The 22,123-nt window shown below is 63.1% G+C and carries 24 protein-coding genes; 17 read left to right on the plus strand and 7 right to left on the minus strand.

From position 1 onward, the window contains the following. The 5 genes from G4Y73_RS13940 to G4Y73_RS08770 all read left to right on the plus strand — a co-directional run. A partial coding sequence (locus G4Y73_RS13940; protein WP_205596572.1) for a hypothetical protein occupies positions 1-180 on the plus strand: 180 nt, incomplete at its 5' end. After that, complete coding sequence (mnmE, locus tag G4Y73_RS08755) at positions 177-1,505, plus strand: tRNA uridine-5-carboxymethylaminomethyl(34) synthesis GTPase MnmE (protein ID WP_164231263.1); 1,329 nt, start codon at positions 177-179, stop codon at positions 1,503-1,505. The genes G4Y73_RS13940 and mnmE, both read left to right, overlap by 4 nt. Before the next feature lie 69 nt (positions 1,506-1,574). Continuing rightward, positions 1,575-2,003 (plus strand): CBS domain-containing protein, encoded by a 429-nt coding sequence (locus G4Y73_RS08760; RefSeq protein ID WP_164231264.1) that lies wholly within the window; start codon positions 1,575-1,577, stop codon positions 2,001-2,003. 9 nt (positions 2,004-2,012) lie between these two features. Further along, positions 2,013-2,891 carry a fructosamine kinase family protein gene (locus G4Y73_RS08765; RefSeq protein WP_164231265.1) on the plus strand — a complete coding sequence of 293 codons (879 nt, stop codon included), beginning with the start codon at positions 2,013-2,015 and terminating at the stop codon, positions 2,889-2,891. Between the two features lie 63 nt (positions 2,892-2,954). Further along, positions 2,955-3,941 (plus strand): glutathione S-transferase family protein, encoded by a 987-nt coding sequence (locus G4Y73_RS08770; RefSeq protein ID WP_164231266.1) that lies wholly within the window; start codon positions 2,955-2,957, stop codon positions 3,939-3,941. Here the strand turns inward: G4Y73_RS08770 and G4Y73_RS08775 are convergent. Further along, positions 3,859-4,860, minus strand: a complete 1,002-nt coding sequence (locus G4Y73_RS08775) for a DMT family transporter (RefSeq protein ID WP_164231267.1) — start codon at positions 4,858-4,860, stop codon at positions 3,859-3,861. The genes G4Y73_RS08770 and G4Y73_RS08775 overlap by 83 nt on opposite strands. Before the next feature lie 161 nt (positions 4,861-5,021). On the opposite strand from G4Y73_RS08775, the gene G4Y73_RS08780 reads away from it, so the two are divergent. Then, the gene (locus G4Y73_RS08780; RefSeq protein WP_164231268.1) at positions 5,022-5,960 is read left to right on the plus strand and encodes a LysR family transcriptional regulator; all 939 of its coding nucleotides are present in this window, start codon (positions 5,022-5,024) and stop codon (positions 5,958-5,960) included. On the opposite strand, the gene G4Y73_RS08785 is transcribed toward G4Y73_RS08780, so the two are convergent. Next, entirely contained in the window at positions 5,953-6,585 is a 633-nt protein-coding gene (locus G4Y73_RS08785; protein ID WP_205596573.1) for a response regulator transcription factor, read from the minus strand. The two genes, G4Y73_RS08780 and G4Y73_RS08785, sit on opposite strands and share 8 nt — an antisense overlap. Next, positions 6,585-7,880 (minus strand): sensor histidine kinase, encoded by a 1,296-nt coding sequence (locus G4Y73_RS08790; protein ID WP_164231269.1) that lies wholly within the window; start codon positions 7,878-7,880, stop codon positions 6,585-6,587. The genes G4Y73_RS08785 and G4Y73_RS08790 overlap by 1 nt, the downstream gene beginning before the upstream one ends. On the opposite strand from G4Y73_RS08790, the gene G4Y73_RS08795 reads away from it, so the two are divergent. Continuing rightward, a complete protein-coding gene (locus G4Y73_RS08795) occupies positions 7,879-8,577 on the plus strand; it encodes a hypothetical protein (RefSeq protein WP_164231270.1) in 699 nt (232 codons plus the stop codon). The two genes, G4Y73_RS08790 and G4Y73_RS08795, sit on opposite strands and share 2 nt — an antisense overlap. Before the next feature lie 7 nt (positions 8,578-8,584). On the opposite strand, the gene G4Y73_RS08800 is transcribed toward G4Y73_RS08795, so the two are convergent. Both G4Y73_RS08800 and G4Y73_RS08805 read right to left on the minus strand, forming a co-directional pair. Beyond that, positions 8,585-9,226, minus strand: coding sequence for a thymidine kinase (locus G4Y73_RS08800; RefSeq protein ID WP_164231271.1), 642 nt, complete (start codon positions 9,224-9,226; stop codon positions 8,585-8,587). A 12-nt stretch (positions 9,227-9,238) separates the two neighbouring features. Beyond that, a complete protein-coding gene (locus G4Y73_RS08805; protein ID WP_164231272.1) occupies positions 9,239-9,760 on the minus strand; it encodes a hypothetical protein in 522 nt (173 codons plus the stop codon). Between the two features lie 825 nt (positions 9,761-10,585). Here G4Y73_RS08805 and G4Y73_RS08810 point away from each other — a divergent pair. From G4Y73_RS08810 to G4Y73_RS08830, 5 genes are all read left to right on the plus strand, one after another. Next, on the plus strand, positions 10,586-12,580 hold the full coding sequence (locus tag G4Y73_RS08810) for a UvrD-helicase domain-containing protein (RefSeq protein ID WP_164231273.1): 1,995 nt from the start codon (positions 10,586-10,588) through the stop codon (positions 12,578-12,580). Positions 12,581-12,649: 69 nt separating this feature from the next. Continuing rightward, positions 12,650-15,049, plus strand: a complete 2,400-nt coding sequence (locus G4Y73_RS08815) for a prolyl oligopeptidase family serine peptidase (RefSeq protein WP_164231274.1) — start codon at positions 12,650-12,652, stop codon at positions 15,047-15,049. Between the two features lie 52 nt (positions 15,050-15,101). After that, positions 15,102-15,566, plus strand: a complete 465-nt coding sequence (locus G4Y73_RS08820) for a DUF192 domain-containing protein (RefSeq protein ID WP_164231275.1) — start codon at positions 15,102-15,104, stop codon at positions 15,564-15,566. A gap of 188 nt (positions 15,567-15,754) precedes the next feature. After that, positions 15,755-15,985 carry a DUF6116 family protein gene (locus G4Y73_RS08825; RefSeq protein WP_164231276.1) on the plus strand — a complete coding sequence of 77 codons (231 nt, stop codon included), beginning with the start codon at positions 15,755-15,757 and terminating at the stop codon, positions 15,983-15,985. Between the two features lie 58 nt (positions 15,986-16,043). Beyond that, positions 16,044-16,808 (plus strand): metallophosphoesterase, encoded by a 765-nt coding sequence (locus G4Y73_RS08830; protein WP_164231277.1) that lies wholly within the window; start codon positions 16,044-16,046, stop codon positions 16,806-16,808. 53 nt (positions 16,809-16,861) lie between these two features. Here the strand turns inward: G4Y73_RS08830 and G4Y73_RS08835 are convergent, their stop codons facing one another. Further along, on the minus strand, positions 16,862-17,014 hold the full coding sequence (locus G4Y73_RS08835) for a rubredoxin (protein ID WP_164231283.1): 153 nt from the start codon (positions 17,012-17,014) through the stop codon (positions 16,862-16,864). A 71-nt stretch (positions 17,015-17,085) separates the two neighbouring features. Here G4Y73_RS08835 and thiE point away from each other — a divergent pair, with 71 nt between their 5' ends. The 5 genes from thiE (at position 17,086) to G4Y73_RS08860 (ending at position 20,691) form a co-directional block, all read left to right on the plus strand. Further along, entirely contained in the window at positions 17,086-17,709 is a 624-nt protein-coding gene (thiE, locus tag G4Y73_RS08840; RefSeq protein WP_164231278.1) for a thiamine phosphate synthase, read from the plus strand. Further along, a complete protein-coding gene (gene hemL, locus G4Y73_RS08845; RefSeq protein WP_164231279.1) occupies positions 17,706-18,992 on the plus strand; it encodes a glutamate-1-semialdehyde 2,1-aminomutase in 1,287 nt (428 codons plus the stop codon). Before thiE ends, hemL begins: the two co-directional genes overlap by 4 nt. Positions 18,993-19,264: 272 nt before the next feature. Continuing rightward, the gene (locus G4Y73_RS08850) at positions 19,265-19,720 is read left to right on the plus strand and encodes an AraC family transcriptional regulator (RefSeq protein WP_164231280.1); all 456 of its coding nucleotides are present in this window, start codon (positions 19,265-19,267) and stop codon (positions 19,718-19,720) included. After that, positions 19,705-20,091, plus strand: a complete 387-nt coding sequence (locus G4Y73_RS08855; protein WP_164231281.1) for a VOC family protein — start codon at positions 19,705-19,707, stop codon at positions 20,089-20,091. Before G4Y73_RS08850 ends, G4Y73_RS08855 begins: the two co-directional genes overlap by 16 nt. 120 nt (positions 20,092-20,211) lie before the next feature. Beyond that, complete coding sequence (locus G4Y73_RS08860) at positions 20,212-20,691, plus strand: VOC family protein (protein WP_205596574.1); 480 nt, start codon at positions 20,212-20,214, stop codon at positions 20,689-20,691. Positions 20,692-20,742: 51 nt separating this feature from the next. Here G4Y73_RS08860 and G4Y73_RS08865 read toward each other — a convergent pair whose 3' ends face one another. Next, positions 20,743-21,702 (minus strand): integron integrase, encoded by a 960-nt coding sequence (locus G4Y73_RS08865; RefSeq protein ID WP_205596575.1) that lies wholly within the window; start codon positions 21,700-21,702, stop codon positions 20,743-20,745. Positions 21,703-22,123 lie beyond the last annotated feature (421 nt).

Consider the following 22,123-nt stretch of genomic DNA (forward strand, 5'->3'; position numbering starts at 1 on the left):
ATTTTTTGGGTACTTTTTTGGCGCGACAAAAAAGTACCTCGCCGCAAGAGCGCGCGAAGCGCGCCGGGCGAAACCGCCTTTGACTTGTCGAGGCCCCCACGGCGACCGGTGCCGACAGCCAATCTTGCGCCGACGCAGCAGGCGAAAGCAACCACCACATGGCAAAATCAAAAACCATGAACACCAACACCGACACAATAGTCGCCATCGCCACCCCCCCGGGCCAGGGCGGTGTCGGTGTCATCCGCCTGTCGGGACCGGACAGTGCGCAGATTGCCGAACGCATTAGCGGCTCCCTGCCGGAAGCCCGAAAGGCGGGCTTGCGCGCCATCCGGGATACGCAGGGCCAAACCCTCGACACCGGTCTGGTCATCCACTTCCCGCAGCCGAATTCCTTCACTGGTGAAGACATCGTCGAACTTCACGCCCATGGCTCGCCAGTGGCGCTCGAACTGATCGTTCGGGCCTGCGTTGCTGCCGGCGCCCGGCGGGCCGGACCGGGGGAGTTTTCGCAGCGCGCCTTTGTCAACGATCGCATGGACCTGGCGCAGGCCGAAGCAGTGGCTGACCTGATTTCGGCGGCGACCGAAACGGCGGCCCGGGCCGCTCACCGAAGCCTCGAAGGCGCGTTTTCGAAAGAGGTGGATGAACTGGTCGAAGCCCTGGTCGAGCTGCGGGTCTGGGTCGAGGCCGCGCTCGATTTTCCCGATGAGGAGATCGATTTTCTGGCCGATGGGCAAGTGGCCGGGCGCGTGGATGAATTGCGACAGCGCCAGAGTGACCTGCTGGCCCGTGCCGGCACCGGCCGGCTGCTCTCCAGTGGTGTGCGCATCGCGATTGTGGGCCGGCCCAATGCCGGCAAGTCGAGCCTGCTCAATGCGCTGAGCCGCCACGATGCGGCCATCGTTACCGAGGTTCCCGGAACGACGCGAGATGTGTTGCGCGAGACCATCACCATTGCCGGGCTGCCGGTCACCCTGGCGGATACTGCCGGCATCCGCGAAACTCGCGACCGGATTGAATCCGAAGGCGTTCGCCGGGCCGAGCGCGAAATGCAGTCGGCCGACCTGATCTTCTGGGTGGTTGATGCCACCGCGCCCGAAGCCCACCCCCTGCCGGGTCTGCCCGAGTCCGTGCCCCTGATTCGCATTGACAACAAGATTGATCTTGTCGGCGAGGCCGCCGCTCGTGAGGGCCGCCACGTACGGGTTTCGGCGAAAACCGGCGCGGGTCTGGACCTGCTCGAGTCCCTCGTGATTGAAGAGCTGGGGCTGTCCGAATCCGGCGGCGGCGAATTCTCGGCCCGTCAGCGCCACGTCGATGCCCTCACCACGGCGGGCGAGCATCTCCAGCGCGGTCAGGCCGAGTTGATTGCCAGCGGATCGGGTGAGTTGCTGGCCGAGGAACTTCGCCTGGCCGCCGAGTCCCTGGGCGAAATCACCGGACGGATGACGAGCGATGAGTTGCTCGGTCGGATCTTTTCGAGTTTCTGCATTGGCAAGTAGTCGCTCATTTGCCGACAGGCTGATCGCAGGCCTATACTCGAAATCGACCAATAAGCAAGGGTGATGGCCATGCACACGATTCGACAGATTCTCGCCGAGAAAGGAGACCAGATCTGGTCCGTCAGTCCCGAGGCCACGGTCTACGACAGCATTCGCCTGATGGCGACCAAGGGGATCGGCGCCCTGGTGGTGCTCGACGAGGGCAAGCTCCACGGCATCGTTTCCGAACGCGACTATGCACGCAAGGTCATTCTGGAGGGCCGGTCCTCGCGCGATACTGAAGTCAGCGAAATCTGTTCGTCGCCCGCAATCACCATTTCACCCAGGGCTTCAGCCGAGGAAGGCCTTGCCCTGATGACGGGGAAACGAATTCGCCACCTGCCGGTGGTCGAAAATGACGCGCTTCTGGGCGTGGTCTCGATCGGTGATCTGGTCAATGCCGTGATCGGAGACCAACAGCAGTTGATCGAGCAGCTCGAACGCTACGTCGCCGGTTAGCGGAGAACCGTGCCGCTTGATTTTGAACAGGCAAACGCCGTCGCCCGAAAACTCGGGCTCGACGAGCACGACTTCGAATTCAAACCGATTTCCGGCGGCGACATAGCCGAGGCTTATGTTCTCCAGGCCACGACAGGCTGGGTGTTTCTCAAGGTCCTGCCGCTGGATCAGGCCGGACTGCTGTCGGCCGAAGCCGATGGGCTGAAAGCCCTGGCCGAAAGCGGCTGTATCCGCGTTCCCGGCGTTCTCCGTCGGGGGATTCAAGATGAATTCGGATGGCTGGCACTCGAGTATCTTCAATTGGGAGAACGTTCGCGCCTTTGCGATGCCCGGCTGGGCCACAAGCTAGCTGAGCTGCACCGAAGTACCGGCGAATCCTTCGGTTGGCATCGTGGTAACTACATTGGTCGAACGCCGCAGATCAATATTCTCACCGAGGACTGGCGAGAGTTTTTCGGACAGCATCGCCTGGCACCGCAGTTCGACCGCCTGCGCCGCCGGTATCCCGACAGCAGCTGGAGGGAACTCAAAGCCGAGACCCTGGCGGCCTGGGACCTTGTGGCTGCCAATCACCAGCCAGAGCCGTCATTGATTCACGGTGATCTCTGGCGTGGCAATGCCGCCAGCCTTCCCGGCGATGAGCCGGTCATCTTCGACCCGGCCGTACACTACGCCGACCGCGAGTGCGACCTGGCGATGGCGCATTTGTTCGGCGGATACGACGAAGCCTTTTTTAGTGCCTATGAGGAAGCCTGGCCTTTGCCGCAGGGGTATGAGATCCGGCGCCTCTATTACAAGCTCTACCACATGCTCAACCATGCCAACCTGTTCGGCGGACCCTATCAGGATGCCGCGGGACAACTGTGTCAGCGTATCCTCGAGCATTGAATCGGTCTGTTGCGCGGCGGTGTTGTTACCATTGCCGTTGGCAATTCAATGCGGAGTACGTCCATGGGTCTTCTCGTCGATGGCGAATGGCACGACAAATGGTATGACACCGACTCCACCGGCGGTCGCTTCAAACGCGATGCCGCAGCGTTCCGCAACTGGGTCACGCCCGACGGCTCGGCCGGACCCACCGGCGAGGGTGGGTTCAAGGCCGAACCCGACCGATATCATCTCTACGTCGCGCTGGCTTGTCCCTGGGCCAATCGCGCACTCATTTTCCGCAAGCTCAAACGGCTCGAGTCGCTGATTCCGATTTCGGTGGCCAACCCACTGATGCGTGAAAATGGCTGGACCTTTCAGGACGGCTACAAGGTCACACCGGACCCGATCCACAATGCTGAATTTCTCCACCAGGTTTACACCGCGGCCAAGCCCGACTACAGCGGGCGCGTCACCGTACCGGTGCTGTGGGACAAGAAACGAGGCACGATCGTGTCGAATGAGTCGGCCGAGATCATTCGCATGTTCAACTCCGCCTTCGATGAGGTCGGCGCGGCCGAAGGTGATTACTATCCCGAGGATTTGCGCGAGGAGATCGACGCCGTCAACGAAAAGGTCTACACCAACGTCAACAACGGTGTCTACAAGACGGGCTTTGCCACCACCCAGGAGGCTTACGAGGAAGCGGTCATCCCGCTGTTCGAAACACTCGACGAGCTGGAAGCACGACTGGACGAGAATCGCTACCTCTGCGGGCCGAGAATCACCGAGGCCGATTGGCGCCTGTTCACCACCCTGGTTCGTTTCGACGCCGTCTATGTCGGGCACTTCAAATGCAACATCCGGCGCATCGAAGACTATCCCAATCTCTCGAACTACCTGAGAGAGCTCTACCAGGTGCCGGGGATTTCAGAGACGGTCGAGTTCGAGGCCATCAAGCGGCATTACTACGGCAGCCACGACACCATCAATCCGAGTTACATCGTGCCACTCGGGCCGGCGCTGGATTTTCATCGCAAGCACGATCGCGAGCGCTTGCCGGCCGAGTGAGTTCGTTGCCGCCGGCCCAACGGTCGGTGGCGCGGCGTGATCCGCCCACGGCGGTAGCCAGTCGGCGCCGGCTGGCCGGTCGTGCCGACAGTAAGGCCTGGACCAGCAGCGGCACGACGATCAGCGTGGTACCGATCCAGAACCACAGATCCGGCACTTCGGCAAAAATCAACCAGCCCAGCACGAAGGCCCAGACGATGCCGGTATATTCCGAGGCGGTGACCTGGTTGGCATCGACGTGGCGGTAGGCCAGGATCACCGTCATGTTGTAGCCGAGGATGAACAGTGCCGACCCGAAGGCCGCACCCATCGCCGACCAGTCGATCGGCGCACCCTCGATCAAGGCCAGTACCAGCGCTGCCGGCAACGCGAACAGGTAGTTGAGCAACAGGCTGTGCACCACCGACTGCCCGCGCGGCAGCATGCGCACCAGTACCGCGTTGATCGCCAGCGCCACGGCCAGTCCCAGGGCAATGAAGCCGGCCAGGTTCATTTCGGTCGGTCGCAGGATGATCAGCACGCCGACCAGGCCGCTGACGACCGCGATCAGGCTCGAACGGCCCAGGCGTTCCCCAAAGAACCACACGCCGAGGATCATCACCATGACCGGCGCGGCGTAAAAGATGGCATTGGCCGTGGCCAGCGGCAGCGCGCCCAGCGCCACCACCATGCACAGGATGCCGGCAAGGCCGACGTGCGCGCGAACCAGGTGCACGCGCGAACCAGCCCAGAAATTCTTCCAGTCGACCAGCGACAGGAAGGGCGCGAGCAACAGCAGCGTGAAGAGCAGGCGTACCGCCACGAACTGGAACAGGGCGATATCGCCGCTGGCCCACTTGATCAGCGTGTCCGAGAAGATCGCCAGCAAATTCCCGACGACCAGCAGGAAGATAGCGCTGTTGACGGTGCGTCCCGACATGCCTTGACTCCTGTTCGGGCGTGAACAATCAAAAAGCGTTTGTCCCGGAAACACCACTGGGGTTGGCCGGGACCGTCGCTTTGAACCGAAGCACGAATTCTGGGCGTGGTGTTACATTATGTAAAATGATGAATACTCATCTGATATTAGATAATTAGATAATGCGACTGCCCCCGCTCAGGGCCCTGCCGGTGTTCGAGGCCGTTGCCCGCACGCTCAGCTTCTCCGCCGCGGCCGCGGAGCTGCACGTCACCCAGTCGGCGATCTCCCACCAGATCCGCCAGCTCGAAGACCACCTGGGCGAGAGCCTGTTCGATCGCGGCGGCCGCCGTGTCGCACTGACCGAACAAGGTGAGCGTTACCTCGAGGCCATCGCCCCGGCCCTGGCCCAGATCGAGCGCGCCAGCGAACAGCTTCGGGGGGTGAGCGACTCGCGCATTCGTCTGGCGGTGCCCAGCTCGTTTGCCGTCAGCTGGCTGATTCCGCGCCTGCCGCATCTGCAGCGGCAGCATCCCGAGCTCGATATTGATCTCGAGATGCTGGCCGACATGCCGCTGATGTCCGAACGCCTGGCCGATTGCTACATCACTTTTCGCTACAAGCAACGTGGCTACCAGTCCGAGCGGCTCTACGTCGAGCGCCTGTTCGCCGTTTGCTCACGCCAGTACTGGAACCGCATCCGCGATGAACTCGATGAAGCCGGTGTGCGCAGAAAAGGTGGCGGCGCCATTCGCCCCGAGTGGTTGTCACGCTTTACCCTGCTGTCGGCGGCGAGCATCTTCGAGCGTCCGGGCGAGGACTGGCGGCGCTGGTACGCCGCTGGTGACGCGAGGCTCCCAGCCGATGCGCATGTCCAGCACTTTTCACACATGCTGTTGGCCCAGGAAGCGGCGCGTCATCACCAGGGGATTGCCCTGTCCAATGACTACATGCTCGATACCGCCACCGACCCCGACCTTGTGCGCCTGCCCACCCACGAGTTCAACACCGGCGACGAATTCCATTTCGCCTGCAAGACCTCGCGCGTGAAAGAGACCGGCATCCGCCATCTTTCACAATGGCTGGTGAAGCAGGCCGAGGCGTCAGGTTGGGTCAAATGATCTGAAGCGTGATGGCTTTCAGCACCGCGCGCGTTCTATCGCGGGTGTTGAGCTTGTCGAGGATGTCGGAGACGTAGTTCTTGACCGTGCCTTCGGCCAAGTGAATCGAGCGTGCGATTTCCTTGTTGGAATAGCCGCCGGCGATCAGGCGCAGGATCTCGATCTCGCGATCGGAAAAGCTGCCCACCGGCGGTGAGTCGTCGCGGTAGGGATAGCGCTCGGCCACGCCCTGGGTACTGATCGGCTGAAGCCGGCCTTCGCCGCGCACGATGGCGGCGACCAGTTCGGCCAGGTCTTCGGGCGAGATGTCCTTGAGCGCGAAACCCTGGGCCCCGGCCTCGACGGCGGCGAGCATCAGCTGGCTGTCGTCGAAGGTGGTCAGCAGCAGTACCGGCGGTGCATCCTTGCGGTCCTTGAGTTGGCGGCACAGCTCGATGCCGTCCATGCCGGGCATGCGGATATCGGACACCACCAGATCCACCGGCTCGTCCGACAGCGCCTCGAGCAACGGTTCGCCGGAAGCGGCCTCGATCACGACTTCGAGGTCAGGCAGGTCGTTGATGACCGACTTCAGGCCCTCTCGAATCAGGGCCTGATCGTCGGCCAGGGCGATGCGGATCGTCATCAGTTCAGCTCCAGGGGCAAGGTGGCGACCAGTTTCAGGCCGCCCAGATCGGATTGCGAGATCTCGAGCGTACCGTCGAGCTCGGCCAGGCGTTCGCGCATGCCGGTCAGGCCATTGCCGGGACGGACATTGCCGTCGAAATCGCCGTCGTCCTCGGCCGTCAGCACCAGTTGATCGGCGTGTCGGTCGAGACGCACGTGCAGGGTCTCGGCCGGACCGTGCCGGGCGGCGTTGGTCAGTGCTTCCTGGACCGTGCGGAGCAGCGCCTCGGCCTGGTCCGCCCGCGGCACGCGGGCGTGTTCGTCCAGGTGCAATTCCAGCCGCGGCCGCGGCAGGGGTCGGGCCACCTCGCGCAGGCTTTCGGCCAGATCGATGCCTTCGGTATTGCGAAGGTGACGCACGACCGAGCGCAGGTCCTGGAGCAATTCGTCGGCCAGGTCGGTCGCCTTGCCGACCTCCATGGCCGCATCGTCGTCGAGGCGTCGGGCCAGCCCGCGCAGGTTGAGCTTGAGAGCGGTGAGCTTGTGGCCGGCGACATCGTGCAGTTCACGCGACAGGCGCAGTCGCTCGTGGTCGCGCGCGGTTTCGGCCAGCAGCGAGCGCGTGGCCAGCAGCCGGGCGTTGACCGACTGGAGATCCTCGGCCATCTGCTCGGCTTTCCTTGCATAGCGCATCACCAGTACCGCAAAAAGCTGAAAGCCGACGAAACCCAGCATCGTCAGGCCGGCATTGCGCACGCTGATTCCCCAGGGCCCGATCATCAGGCCGGCGAAGTAGAGATTGACGGCAACCAGGGACAACACCAGAAATGTGGGCGAAAGCCGGTTGGTGAACTGCGTGGCCAGCAGGATCAGCAGGATCGGCGTTGAACCGGCGGGGATGAACCACAACGCCAAAGCGGTCAGCAGCGTCAGGGCGATCAGCGAAGCGTCATAGACACGGCGTGGAATCAGGTCGTCGAGCAGACAGACCATCCAGCACAGCAGAAAGGCGAACAGCAGGATGTCGGCAAGGGTGAGCAGGGGGCCGGGTCGGTCGACGACCGCCATGGCGGTCAGCCACACTGCCGCCCAGGCCAGGTACGAGGCCCAGGCCAGCGGACTTGCAAGCAATTCACGCGCTGCGAGTTTCCAGTCAAATTTCATACCCACTGTATAGCCGCCTCGAATCGCGACCACAACCGTATAGCTGAAAGTCATGACTTTCGGCACCCGCCGTTCCTGACTTTCGGCACCTGAACGGTCCTGCGCCGTGGTCGATCCTGTGGTCACGTTCACCAGAGGAGACAAGGACATGACATTCACGCAACTGCTTTCGGGTTTCGCACTGCCGCATGCCCTGGTGGGTACGGTTGCGCTGGTCACGTTCTGGACGGCCGGGCTGGCCAGGAAGGGATCGCCGCTTCACAAAGGAGTCGGCAAGGTTTACATGGTAGCGATGATCGGTGTCATCTTGACCGCCATTCCCCTGACCGCGTCGATGGCCCTCAAAGGCCAATGGATTGGCGCCACCTTCCTCGCCTACCTGGTCATTCTGGTTAGCCACTCCTGCCGGATGGCCTGGCTGGCGGTACGCTGCAAGCGCGATTTCGAACGCTATATCGGTATGGGGTTTCGCTTCAGTGCCATCGTGTTGACCGTCGCCGGCACGGCTGTCGTGACTGTGGGCCTGTGGTTCGAAGCCTGGCTGTTGATCATCTTCGGCCTGCTCGGCCCGCTCGGTGGCTGGGACGCCTGGAACCTGCTCCGCAAAGGCCCCCAGAGCCCGAAATGGTGGCTGAAGGAACACTATGGCGCGATGATCGGCAATGGCGTTGCCACGCACATCGCCTTCATGCAAATCGGCCTGATGCGCCTGGTTCCGGAACTGGGATCGACAGTCATCCAGCACCTGGCCTGGTTCGGCCCGCTGGCGGTGGGCATCGCGGCCGGCTACTGGCTTGATCGCCGTTACTTGCGGCCCCGGCCCACGCCGGTCGAGCCAGCGGTGTAGCGGGTGATCAGGGGTCGAGCAGGTCGGGCTGGCTCTCGGTCCGCACCGGCTCGAAGTCGCGCACTTTCTTGCCGCCGTAGAAGATCAGCTTGAACTCGGCGCGCGAGACCGGCACGTAGCGCTCGTTGCCGCCGATCTCCACCTGCTCTCCGTCGGTCACGGCATAGCCGTCGTCGCCCACGCGCACCACCATGGTCGCTTTCGACCCGGTATGGCAGATGGTCTTGAGTTCCTTGAGGTTATCGGCCCAGGCCAGGAGGTACTGGCTGCCTTCGAACAGTTCGCCGCGGAAATCCGTACGCAGGCCGAAGGCCAGTACCGGAATCCTGAGGCGGTCGACGATCTCGGTCAGCTGGTAGATCTGATCACGGGTGAAGAACTGCGATTCATCGGCGAGCAGGCAGTGGATGTTGCCGGACTCAAGCTCGCCCTGGACCAACTCGAACAGGTCGTCCTCCGGGCCGACGGCCAGGGCCGGCTGCTCGATGCCGACGCGCGAGCGGATCACGCCCTTGCCGGCCCGGTCGTCGATGCCGGGGCTGATCAGCAGCGGTCGCATGCCGCGTTCGAGGTAGTTATAGGCCGATTGCAGCAAGACGGTGGTCTTGCCGGCGTTCATGGTCGAGTAATAGAAGTACAGCTTGGCCATCGCGCTCGTGTCTCAGGGTTCTGTACGCAGACCCAGCCAGACATCGATCCAGACCGCTTTGAGCTCGGGTCGCCCGGCGAGCCAGTCGGCGAGGGTCTCCTTTATCCGTTCGCAGTCCTCGCAGCCTGCCCGCTCGTAAACCAGCAGATAGATATCGGCCTGGGGCAGGTCCTCCAGGGTGAATTCTTCGCCTTGAGGCGTGAGGGTTCGCTCCAGTAACTGGTCGAGCCCCACCATCGTGCGCTCGCGTCGCTGGTGGTCGTAGGTCAGGGCCAACTCGCGCTCGAAGCCGCGCCGGAAACTGTGCAAATGCCAGGCCGTGCTGTAGTCCGTGAAATAGACGTAGAGCTGCGGTACCCGCGTGATCACGCCCGAACGCTTGGCCTGGGCGCGGGTGTTGCCGACAAAGCGCTGGTGCTGCAGCACCACGTCCTCGCGCTGCTGCAGCTCAATGCGGGTGATGTCGGCACCAGACGCCGGCGCGCTGGTGACTAACGCTGCCAGGAGGGCGGTCAGGGGGAGGAGGAAATGCATGGGGGGAGTATATCGTTTTCGGGGTGGGGGCCGGGTGGCGGGCCGGCGGGCCGCTTGCTTTGGCGGGTGTTGTTGGCGTTGGATTGGTTGTTGCCACTGGGCGCAGTGGTGGCCTCGACACTTCAAAAGCGATTTCGCCCGGCTTGCTTCGCAAGCTCTTTGGGCGAGTAACTTTTGTCAGTCGCGACAAAAGTCACCAAAAACGCTCTTAGAAGACGCGGTTGGTCCGCAGCACCAGATGGCTCCGGGGCTTAACGGAGATACTGCTCTTGCCTTCGCTAATGCTCGGTCGTGAAACATGGCGTTTTCGATAAAGCCTTTTCGTAGCCCGCACCCAGACAGCACGACCTCGATCGGGGTCGGCTTCGATTGAGGATGGGTCAAGCCCCTAGGGTGGAACGTCACTCGAAGTCGTAGTGCTAGATGCGGGCCGCTGCAGACGTCATCGCAAGCCAGCATGTTCGGCAGCCGGGCCCAATCAAAGCCCCAGTCACAGTCCGTGAAGCCACTCCGCCTGAAGGTTATTGAGACGTAACCGCCTGCTTTTAAGCGCGTTTTTTGGTGACTTTTTTCGCGCGGGAAAAAAGTTACCCGCCATCAGCCCGCGAAGCGGGCGGGCGGAACAGAAGTTGACTTGTCGAGGCCCGCGCCGCGGCCGGTGGCGTCAGCCAAACCAGCGCCTGCGGAGCAGGCGGGCGAAACCGCCTTTGACTTGTCGAGGGCGCCACAGCGACCGGTGACATCAGCCAACCCTGCGGCAGCGAAACAGGCGAGCCACCCGCCACCCACCCGCAAACGGGGCGGGCAAGCTACAATGCCGCCCCCATGCCCAAACCCACCCTCAAACTAAACCCCGCCCAGCAGGCTGCGGTCACGCATATCGACTCGCCGCTGCTGGTGCTGGCTGGCGCGGGTTCGGGCAAGACGCGGGTGATTACCGAGAAGATCGCCTGGCTGATCGACAAGGGTCATTACGGCGCGCGCGAGATTGCGGCGATTACCTTTACCAACAAGGCCGCGCGGGAGATGAAGAGCCGTATCTCCAAGCGCCTGGGCCGCAAGAAGATCGATGGCCTGACCATCTCGACCTTTCATTCCCTGGGTTGGCAGATCCTGCGCTCGGAGCCCGAAGCGGTCGGCCGGCGCAAGGGGCTGAGTATTCTCGACCAGCACACCTCCGGCGACCTGGTGCGTGAGCTGCTGCCCTCGGGTGCACCCAACGACATGGTCTACGCGGTGCAGGCGGGCATCGGGCGTTACAAGGACGCCGGCCTGAACGTCGAACAGGCGCATGCGGCGGCCAGCAGCGAGAATGCCGCCCGCGCGGCCGAAATCTACGCCGGCTACCAGGAGCGCCTGGCCGCACTCAACGCGGTCGACTTCGACGACCTGATCGCGCTACCGGCGAAGATGCTCGAGGATCCCGTTCTGCGAACCCGCTGGCGGCACAAGCTCAAGTACCTGCTGGTCGACGAATACCAGGACACCTCCGAGGCGCAGTACCGTCTGCTCGGCATGCTGGCCGCCGACACCGGGGCCTTTACCGCGGTGGGCGACGATGATCAGTCGATATATGGCTGGCGCGGCGCGCGCCCGGAGAACCTGGTCAGTCTCAAGTCCGACTGGCCGGATCTCGCGGTGGTCAAACTCGAGCAGAACTACCGTTCGACCGGCCATATCCTGACCGCTGCCAATTCGGTCATCAGCTGCAATCCGCACGAGTTCGAGAAGAAGCTGTGGAGTGAGCACGGCCCGGGCGAAAAGATCGAGATTGCTGAGTACGCCGACGAGGCTGATGAGGCCGAGTCGATCGCGCGGGCGATCGTCACCGAGGTCCACGGCGGCTACGCCCGTTACGGCGACTGCGCCGTGCTCTACCGCTCCAACTTCCAGGCCCGCGCGATCGAGCAGCAATTAAGAGAGTACGGCCTGCCCTACGTGGTTTCGGGTGGACCGAGCTGGTTCGACGCGCGAGAGGTCCGCGACTGCCTCGCCTACCTGCGCTTGCTGGTCAATCCGGAGGACAACCCGGCTTTCATGCGCGTGGCCAACGCACCGCGGCGCGGGCTGGGTTCGGGCGCGATGTCGCGCCTGGCGACCTATGCCGATGCCACGCACAAGAGCCTGTTCGAGGCGGCCATCGACCCGATGTTCCAGTCCGAGTTGCCGGTCCAGGCCCAGCGCGGTTTTCGCGCCTTCACCAACATGCTGATCGACTTCAACGACCGGGCCGAGCGCAACAGTATCGGCGAGGCCTTCGCCGAGATGATCGAACACATCGGCTATATCGAATGGCTGATCGAGACCGACGACGATCCGAAGAAGGCCGATCGCCGCCGACGATCGATCAAGGATCTCACCGGCTGGGTCGAGCGCCTGAGCGCCGACGTCAACTCCGGCGAGGAACTGATCGCGCGCGTGTCGCTGGCGGCGGGTCCCGACGATGATCGTCACGACGGTGCCGACATGGTGCGCCTGATGACCCTGCATGCCGCCAAGGGCCTGGAGTTTCCACGCGTCTGGCTGGCCGGCTGCGAGGAAGGCCTGATGCCGCACACCCGATCGGTCGACGAGGACAGCATCGAGGAAGAACGTCGCCTGATGTATGTCGGCCTCACCCGGGCCGAGCGCCGCCTGTACATCAGCTACGCCCGCCGCCGGCGCCGCGCCGGCGAAGTGGTCGAGACCACGCCCAGCCGCTTCCTCGAGGAACTGCCCGAAGACGCCATTCGCTGGCCGGCCCGCCACGGCAGCGACGAAACTTCGTCCGAGGACGCCATGGACAATATCGCTGCGCTCAAAGCCCTGCTCGAAGGCTGACTTGGCCAGGCATCACGCCGGTTGGCTATACTGCCCGACCCGAAGACTCACCGTGAAGGATTGAACACCATGCGAAGCGCGTTTGCCCTGAGCCTGATTCTTCTTGTGCTGGCCGCACCGGCCCTTGCCCAGGATGAATTCCGCGAACCCGATCCTGCCCTGACCGCACTGGTCGATGCACCCATGCAGCCGGCCTCGACGGTCTCGCCCGACAATCGCTGGCTGGCCGCCTTCGAATGGAACCGCGTGGTACCGCTGGCGGAGTTGGCACGCGAGGAGCTCAAACTGGCCGGGCTGCGGATCACGCCGGCTACCTTTGCGCGCTCGCGCTCGACCGGCTACAACAACTTCGTCCTGCACGATCTTGAAACCGGCGAACGCCGGCCGGTGGCGGGGCTGCCCGAGGGCGCCATCCACGCGCCGTCGTGGTCGTCGGATTCGAATCACCTGGCATTCACGCTCGAACGCGGCGACAAGCGGACGCTGTGGATCTACGACGTCGCCAGCGGGCAGGCGCGCGAGTTGTCCGATCGACCGCTCAACGGCGTACTCTCCGGACCCTATACCTGGTTGCCGGATGGCAAGGGGCTGCTGATCAACATGGCCGTCAATCATGGCGGCGAACTGCCGCAGCCTTCGGTCGAAACGATCGCCCCGCAGATCCAGGAAACCGATCCCGAAAGCAAGGCGCCGGTGCGCACCTACCAGGACCTGCTCGAGACACCGCTGGATGCCGAACGCTTCACTTTCCTGGCCACCGGACAGCTGGCACGCGTGAACCTTGACGGTGAGGTCACCGAACTGGGCGAGCCGGCCCTGTTCATCAATTTCGATTCCTCGCCGGACACGCGCTACCTGCTGGTCGAGTCGCTGCAGCAGCCCTACTCGTATTCGGTGCCCTACTATCGCTTCGCGCGACGCTCGCAGGTCTGGGACGCCGCGGGCAACACGGTCACCCTGGTGGCAGATCTGCCTTCGGCCGAGGACATACCCAAGGGTTTCGACTCGGTGCAAACCGGGCGGCGCAGCATCCAGTGGCGCGCCGACGCGCCCGCCACCCTGGTCTGGGCCGAGGCCCAGGACGGTGGCGACATGTCCACCGAGGTCGACTATCACGACCATGTCTTCCACTGGCCCGCGCCTTTCGAGGAAGCACCCGAGATTCTGGCCCGTACCGAGCGCCGCTTCGCCGGTCTCGACTGGGCCGACAACGGCCTGGCGGTGCTGACGGAGTGGCGCTTTGCCGACCGCAAGCTGCGCACCTGGATCATCGCTCCGGATGATCCCGAGCGCGAGCCGGTGCTGTTCCAGGAGCGCAGCTACAACGACGCCTACAACGACCCGGGCAACCCGATCCGTACGCTGAGCGAATTCGGCACCTCGGTCATTCACACCTTCGACGGCGAGCACATCCTGCTGGCCGGCAACGGCGCCTCGCCGGAAGGCAACATCCCCTTCCTCGACCGCTACGACGTCGCCAGCGGGGAAAGCACCCGCCTGTGGCAGTCCGAGGCGCCTTACTACGAGCGCGTGGTCGATGTCCTGGACGAGACCGGCGGCCGCATCCTGACCCTGCGCGAGGCGCGCGACGAGCAGCCCAACTTTTTCCTGCGCGACCTGTCGTCCGATGCGCTCACCCAGGTCAGCGAGTTTCCGCACCCGCACCCGCAGATGACCGGCATCGAGAAGGAATTGATCCGCTACCAACGCGACGACGGCGTGGAACTCAGCGGTACGCTCTACCTGCCGCCCGGCTACGAAGAAGGCGACGGCCCGCTGCCGGTGCTGATGTGGGCCTACCCACTCGAATACAAGGATTCTTCTGTGGCCGGGCAGGTGCGCGAGTCGCCCTACGAGTTCAACCGCGTGAGCTATTGGGGCCCGCTGCCCTACCTGGCGCTGGGCTATGCCGTGTTCGACGATCCGAAGATGCCGATCGTGGGCGAGGGCGAGGCGCTGCCCAACGACAGTTTCCGCGAGCAGCTCGTGGCCAGCGCGCAGGCGGCGGTCGACGTGCTGATCGAGCGCGGCGTCGCGGAGCCCGGCCAGGTCGTCATCGGTGGTCATTCCTACGGGGCGTTCATGGTCGCCAACCTGCTTGCCCATTCGGATCTGTTCGCCGCCGGCATTGCACGCTCGGGGGCCTACAATCGCTCGCTCACGCCCTTCGGCTTCCAGGGCGAGGAGCGCGATTTCTGGGAGGCGCAGGACGTCTACGCCACGGTTTCGCCGTTCTTCCACGCCGAGAAGATTGACGAGCCGATCCTGATGATCCACGGCACTGAAGACAACAACTCCGGCACCTACCCGATGCAGTCCGAGCGCCTGTTCGACGCGCTCAAGGGGCTGGGCGGAATGGCGCGGCTGGTGATGTTGCCGCACGAAAGCCACGGCTACCGCGCTCGCGCTTCCCTGTTGCACATGCTGTGGGAGCAGCAGCAGTGGCTGGAAGCGCATTTGGGCGACTGAAGGGGTGTCGATCAGCTTACGTCGCAGTCTGAAGAGGCTATGATGTCAGACCATGGCCAATAGCCTGATCAAGCTGACGGTCCCGGTGATGGCAATGCTGGTTCTTGCAGCCTGCAAAGCCGGTGAGCCGTATGTCGAGGTCGCGGGCGAGCGCTTTATCGTCGAGATTGCCGCCGATGAGGCTACTCGCGCGCAGGGCCTGATGTTTCGCGACGAGATGGCCGACGATCGGGGCATGTTTTTCATCTTTCCGGACCAGCGGCCGCGCTCGTTCTGGATGAAGAACACGCGTATTCCGCTCGACATCATCTATCTCGATCGCGACCTGCGTGTGGTCAACATCAGCGCCGACACCCCGCCATGTCGTTCACGCAGCGGCCGATGCCCCAACTATCCCAGCGCCGGGCCGGCACAGTACGTGCTCGAAATCAACGCTGGCCGCGCCGCCGAACTGGGCCTGGAGCCCGGTGACCGCATTGAAGTGGGCAATATTGCACAGCTAGCTCCCCCGCCGTAACCAACTTCCTGTCGCCCCGGAATCGGCGCCAGCCGATATCCGGGGCCTCGCACGTCTGAACCTGCAGGGCCCAACTGCCTGGCACCGGGTAGGTGCGAGATCCCGGATAACCGCTGCGCGGTTTCCGGGATGACAGAGGTGTGGTGTCGGAGTGATAAGCTGATGGTCGGTAAACAGGCGTCCCCAGCATGTGGATCTTCAGGAAACTTTTCGGCCCCATCCAGCGCTTTCTCGAGCGGCGGCGTTTTCCGACCCTGTTCCTGATCCTGGCGGCGCTTTTCGGCGCCAACATCTTTTTTCCCGACCCGATTCCCTTCATTGACGAGCTGATCATGCTGGTCGCCACGGTCATCGTCGGTTCATTCCGCGAGCGCAAGAAGGCCGACAGGCCGAGCGAAGAAGCCGACCGCCCCGAATAGGCTTCACGGCCCGGCGGCCGCGCCCACGGGAGAGAACCGGCACGGTATCCTTTCGCCCATGACATCGCTTCCCGCCACCGCCAAGCAGCCTGTCACGCTGCTGCAACTGTCCGACAGTCACCTGTCGGCCGACCCGCAGGCCCTCTACCGCGGCCAGTCGGCCGATGCCAACCTGGCCAGCCTGCGCCCGGCCATCCGCGAGCTGGCGCCGGAAGCGATCGTGCTCTCCGGTGATGTTTCCGAAGACGCCTCGCCGGAGTCGTACTGGCGCATGGGGGGGTTCGTGCGCGACCTGGCGCCGGTGATCGCCTGGCTGCCCGGTAATCACGACGAGCGAGCGACCATGGCTGATGTGTTCGACGAACTCGGTTTCGATGCCGGGCCGATCCTGACTCTCGGTGACTGGCAGCTCGCCCTGCTGGATTCGGCCTGGCCCAATCGGCCCGAAGGCGAGCTCGACGAAGAACGGCTGGCGCCGCTGGACGAACTCGAGCCAGGCATGCCGGCGATGGTGTTCGTCCACCATCAACCGCTACCGGTGGGTGCCCCCTGGATCGACAAATATCCCTTGATCGAGCCCGAGCCCTTCTGGAAGCGCCTGGCCGACAAGCCGGTCCGGGCCGTGGCCTTCGGCCATGTGCACCAGGTTTACGAAGGAGAAAAGAACGGCATTGCCTGCCTGTCGGCCCCGTCGAGCGCGGCCAACGGCGAGCGCGATGCGCCAAAGTTCACGCCCAGCGACCTCGGCCCGTCCGCGCGCTGGTTCCGGCTCTGGCCCGACGGCCGATGGGAATCGGGGATTCTGGAGACGAGCGGAAACTGACCCCCGGTCATCCCGGAAACCGCACAGCGGTTATCCGGGATCTCGCACCTGTCCTACATCTCCACCATTTCGAAGTCTTCCTTCCCGGCCCCGCAATCCGGGCAGACCCAGTCCTCGGGCACATCTTCCCAGCGGGTGCCGGGCGGAATGCCGTCGTCCGGCCAGCCTTCGGCCTCGTCGTAAATCAATCCGCAGACAATGCACATCCAGGTCTTGTAGGGCTGCTCTTCGCTCACCGGTTAGAATTTCCGTCTTCGAGATGAACTGCCCATTTTAAATGATCGAGTCCGCCCACGTGCCCGGTTCGGGCCTGTACGCCATCACGCCCGACGGCTGGCCGCCCGGGAAACTGCTCGCTGCCGTCGAGCAGGCCCTGGCCGGCGGTGTCTCGCTGGTGCAGTACCGCGCCAAGCCGCGGCCCGACGAAGGCATCGCCCTTGAGCTGCTCGAGCGTTGCCGTCGGCACGGCACGTGGCTGATCATCAACGACGATGTGGCACTCGCCGCGCGCATCGGCGCCGACGGCGTACACCTCGGCCGCGACGACGATGACATCGCCCTAGCCCGCAAAGCGCTTGGTCCGAACGCCCTGATCGGTGCGAGCTGTTACAACGATCTCGAGCGCGCCCGGCGCCTGGCCGAAGCCGGCGCCGACTACCTGGCTTTCGGCAGTGTCTTTGCCTCGCCCACCAAGCCCGATGCCGTACACTGTTCGCTCGATGTCATCACCCGCGCGGCCGCCTTCGAAAAGCCGATTGCGGCCATCGGCGGTATCACCCTGGCCAACGCCGCACAAGTATTCGAAGCCGGCGCACGCTGGGTGGCCGTCATCAGCGATCTGTTTGAAGCCGAAGACATCACCCAACGTGCCCGCGACTACCAGGAGCTGATCGAACCATGACCGTCAGTCACGACCTTTTCGACCGTGCCCGCGCCCGCATTCCCGGCGGCGTCAACTCGCCCGTGCGCGCCTTTGCCGCCGTCGGCGGCGAGCCGATCTTCTTCGATCATGCCGAGGGCGCCTACATGTTCGATGTCGACGGCAAGCGCTACATCGACTACGTCGGCTCCTGGGGCCCGATGATCTGCGGCCACGCCCATCCGCACATCATTGAGGCGGTGCAGCAGGCCGCAGCGAAGGGGCTGAGCTTCGGTGCGCCGGCGGCGGGCGAGGTCACCATGGCCGAGATGCTGTGCGAGATGATTCCCTCACTGGATCGGTTGCGCATGGTCAATTCCGGCACCGAGGCCACCATGTCGGCCCTGCGCGTGGCGCGTGCGGCCACCGGCAAGGACCGCTTCATCAAGTTCGAGGGCAACTACCACGGCCACGGCGACAGCTTCCTGGTCAAGGCCGGATCCGGCGCCCAGACCCTGGGTGTACCGACTTCACCCGGCGTTCCAGCCGCACTGGCCGAACTGACGCTCAACGCCCGCTACAACGACCTCGACAGCGTCAGTGCCCTGTTCGACGAGTATCCGGATGACATCGGCTGCATCATCGTCGAGCCGGTGGCCGGAAACATGAATTGCGTACCGCCAGCGCCCGGTTTCCTGGAAGGCCTGCGCCGGATCTGCGACGAGCAGGGCGCGGTGCTGATCTTCGACGAAGTCATGACCGGTTTTCGCGTCGGCCCGGCCGGCGCCCAGGGCCGCTACGGGGTCACGCCCGATCTGACCACCTTCGGCAAGGTCATCGGCGCGGGCATGCCGGTCGGTGCCTTCGGCGGCAAATACGAGTTGATGAAGATGGTCTCGCCCGAGGGTCCCGTCTACCAGGCGGGAACGCTGTCCGGCAACCCGGTCGCCATGGCCGCCGGCATCGCCAACCTGGAGTTGCTGAAAGAAGAAGGCTTCTACGAAAGACTCGAGGCGCGCACCCGGCAACTGGCCGACGGCTTCAAGCAGGTCGCCGACCAGGCCGGCGTTTCCATGACCACCGTGGCCGTCGGCGGCATGTTCGGGATCTTCTTTACCGACGCTGCGGAAGTCAGCAATTTCGAACAGGCCGCCGCCTGCAACATCGAGCAGTTCAAGACCTTTTTCACCGAAATGCTCAAGGGCGGCATCTACCTGGCCCCGTCGGCCTTCGAGGCCGGTTTCGTAAGCAGCGCCCACACCGCCGCCGACATCACCGAAACCGTCGCCTGCGCCAGCGAAGTCCTCAAAAAGATGGCTGAGTAGTGGCCCCTGTCGTCCCGGAAATCGCACAGCGATTATCCGGGACCTCACACCCCTGAAGATTCGTCATAACGGCCCCAGGGCCGGGATCCCGCAGCACCAGATACAATCGTCATCCCGGCCCCCGAGCCGGGATCTCGCACACTGAGCACACCCCCACACCCCGCCCAATTTGAACCGGTCGACCCCTCCCGCTAGACTGGCCCCGGGGACGCGACTGCTGCACGGGCCATGGCGGTAGCGTGCCCGGAGCCGTCATCGATTGGGCGAAGCCGATGGATTTCTATGCCAATACCGTTCGCCGCATGGCTGTCGAGCGCTATCCAGCCCGACACCTTACGCAGCGCATCATGCGTGCCCGGCGTTTCATCGATCGCCACTACCACCAGCCCATCGATTTGGCCGCTATCGCCCATCAAGCCTGCCTGTCGCAACACCACTTCATCCGCTGTTTCAGGCAGCACTACGGACGCACCCCGCATCAATATCTGCGCGATGTCCGCATGGCCCATGCCCGGCAACTCATGAAAGAGGGGTGGACGGTCACCAGCACCTGCATGGCCGTCGGCTACAAGAGCCCCAACTCGTTTTCCTTGTTGTTTCGGCAGGTAACCGGCCAGGCGCCGTCCAACTATAGAAAAGCAATTTTCGATAGGCAGGCCCGCAGCCGTGCATGGACAATCATCCTGTCGCCCACAGCCCAAGGAAGCGCACCATGCGAATCCGACTGAACAGCGTTCTAATCGACGATCAGGACAAGGCCCTGGCCTTCTACACCGGAAAGCTCGGCTTCAGAAAGAAGACCGATATCCCGATGGGCGAGCATCGATGGCTGACCGTCGTCTCGCCGGAAGATCCGGACGGAACCGAGCTGGTCCTCGAGCCCATGGGCTTTGCACCCGCCCGCGACTACCAGAAGGCGCTTTACGAGGCCGGCATACCGCTGACCGCTTTCCAGGTTGATGACGTCGATGGCGAGTACGACCGCCTGAAGGATCTGGGTGTGGCCTTCAGTGTGGAACCGACCGACATGGGGCCGACGAGACTGGCTGTCCTCGATGACACCTGCGGCAATCGTATCCAGATTTTCCAGGTCGGCTAGACGGCATCCATCGGGGTGCGTGCCCCATTGCCTATCACGGGACGGCAATCCGCGCCTGTCGGCGGCGGACACCCGCTTCGCTCGCGCCGATGTGCGCAGCGTTAAAACGGAGACGCAAGCATGAGAATCACAGCGACATTGGCATTCCTGGCCTTGATGGGATGGTCGGGAGGGCTCATGGCGGTATCGGTGTCGACCCATTTGATGTTTCAAGGCACCGCAGAGCCAGCCATGGAACTTTATGAATCAGTCTTTCCGGATTTCAAAGTGATCGAGAAGGAGCTTCACGATAGCGGAGACATGAAAGGCAAGTTGCGGCTGGCGAATGTAGAGTTCGCCGGCCACAAGTTGATCATATTCGACAGTCCGCCGGTGCACGACTTCACCTTTACTCCAGCCACCTCGCTCTTTGTGGAGTTTGACAACGCCGAAGCGCTGAAGCGCGCATTCGACCTTCTGTCTGAAGGCGGAGAGGTGGCCATGCCTTTGGATGATTACGGCTTTAGCCCGCTATTTGGCTGGCTACAGGATCGCTTTGGGGTTTCGTGGCAGTTAACCCTGAATGACGATCAGCAGGGTCCGGCGGAGGAATCTCGCTGATCCGCGCTGCGCGGAGAGCGTATGACCGGAGGGAGTGCTCTTGCGGCCGGCTCACATGCCATCCATAGGACTGCGCGCCCCCATCGCCCCGCGGTTGATCACATGCGTGTAGATCATCGTGGTGCGAACGTCCGAATGTCCCAGCAACTGCTGCACCGTACGAATATCCGCTCCCGATTCCAGCAAGTGCGTGGCAAAGCTGTGGCGAAAGGCATGGCAGGTGACCGGCTTGTACAGCTCTGCACGCCGGCCCGCCAGCTTGACTGCCCGCTGCACCGCCTGGTTGAGCAGGTGGTGCCGACGAACAAGCCCGGTGCGCGGATCCTTGGAAAGCCTCTGGGCCGGAAACACCCACTGCCAGCCGGGCTCGAAGCGGGCGTCGGGATACTTGCGTGCCAAAGCATGCGGCAGGTGCACGCCGCCGCGGTTTCGGTAGCGGTCAAGCTCGGCAATGGCCAAAGCCTTTTCGACCTGGACCTTCAGGGCGGGTAGCGACGAATCGGCTAGCACCGTTACCCGATCCTTCGCACCCTTGCCGTTGCGCACGATGATTTCGCGACGACGAAAATCCACGTCCTTGATGCGCAGGCGCAGTGCCTCGGATATACGGAGTCCCGAACCGTAAAGCAGACCGACAATCCGATCGTGCGGTGAGGCAAGCTCGGCCAGCATCACACGAATCTCCGAGCGATCCAGCACCACCGGCATATTTGTTTTTCGCCGTGCGCGGACGACGTCATCCAGCCACGGCAGCTCGACCTCCAGAACTTTCTGGTAGAGAAACAGAATACCGTTCAGCGCCAGATTCTGAGTGGAAGGTGCTACGTTTCGGTCTATGGCCAAATGTGACAGAAAAGCCTCGATGTCGGCCTTGCCCATTTCCTCCGGATGCCGCAAACCGTGAAACCGGATGAAGCGCTTGACCCAGTGTACGTACGCCTCCTCGGTTCGGTAACTGTAATGCCCGGTGCGCATTACACGCCGCATCTGGTCCAGCAACTTCTCGGCCATGTTTGCCTCAGAACAAAAGCTCGTGGCATATTGGACGCCACACGAGGGCAAAACACAGCAGCAGATCGCCGCACCCAAAGGTAGGAAATTTCGCAACTATATGTACGAATTGATCCCTAGCAACGCAGGTTCACCGAACGAACCCGCGTCAAATCAGACAGTTGCAGAGGGAAGGGCGTCGTGCCACAAACTAAACGGCGATTCCGCCCGATTAGTCACTAATAACCGTTTTCAAATCCTAGTTACCAGTTAAGTGACACGAAACACATGAAATCGTTGAAGCCAATACTAGCCGGATCAAGCATCTATCTATTTCTAGAGATCGCCAGCTACATCGGGGAAGTCGCCGGTGATTGGATTACTCCAGCTCTCACCATGAATTTGCTCGGAATCACCACACTGCTTGGGTTTTTCCTCCCGG

The sequence above is a fragment of the Wenzhouxiangella sp. XN201 genome (assembly GCF_011008905.1).
Classification (GTDB): domain Bacteria; phylum Pseudomonadota; class Gammaproteobacteria; order Xanthomonadales; family Wenzhouxiangellaceae; genus Wenzhouxiangella.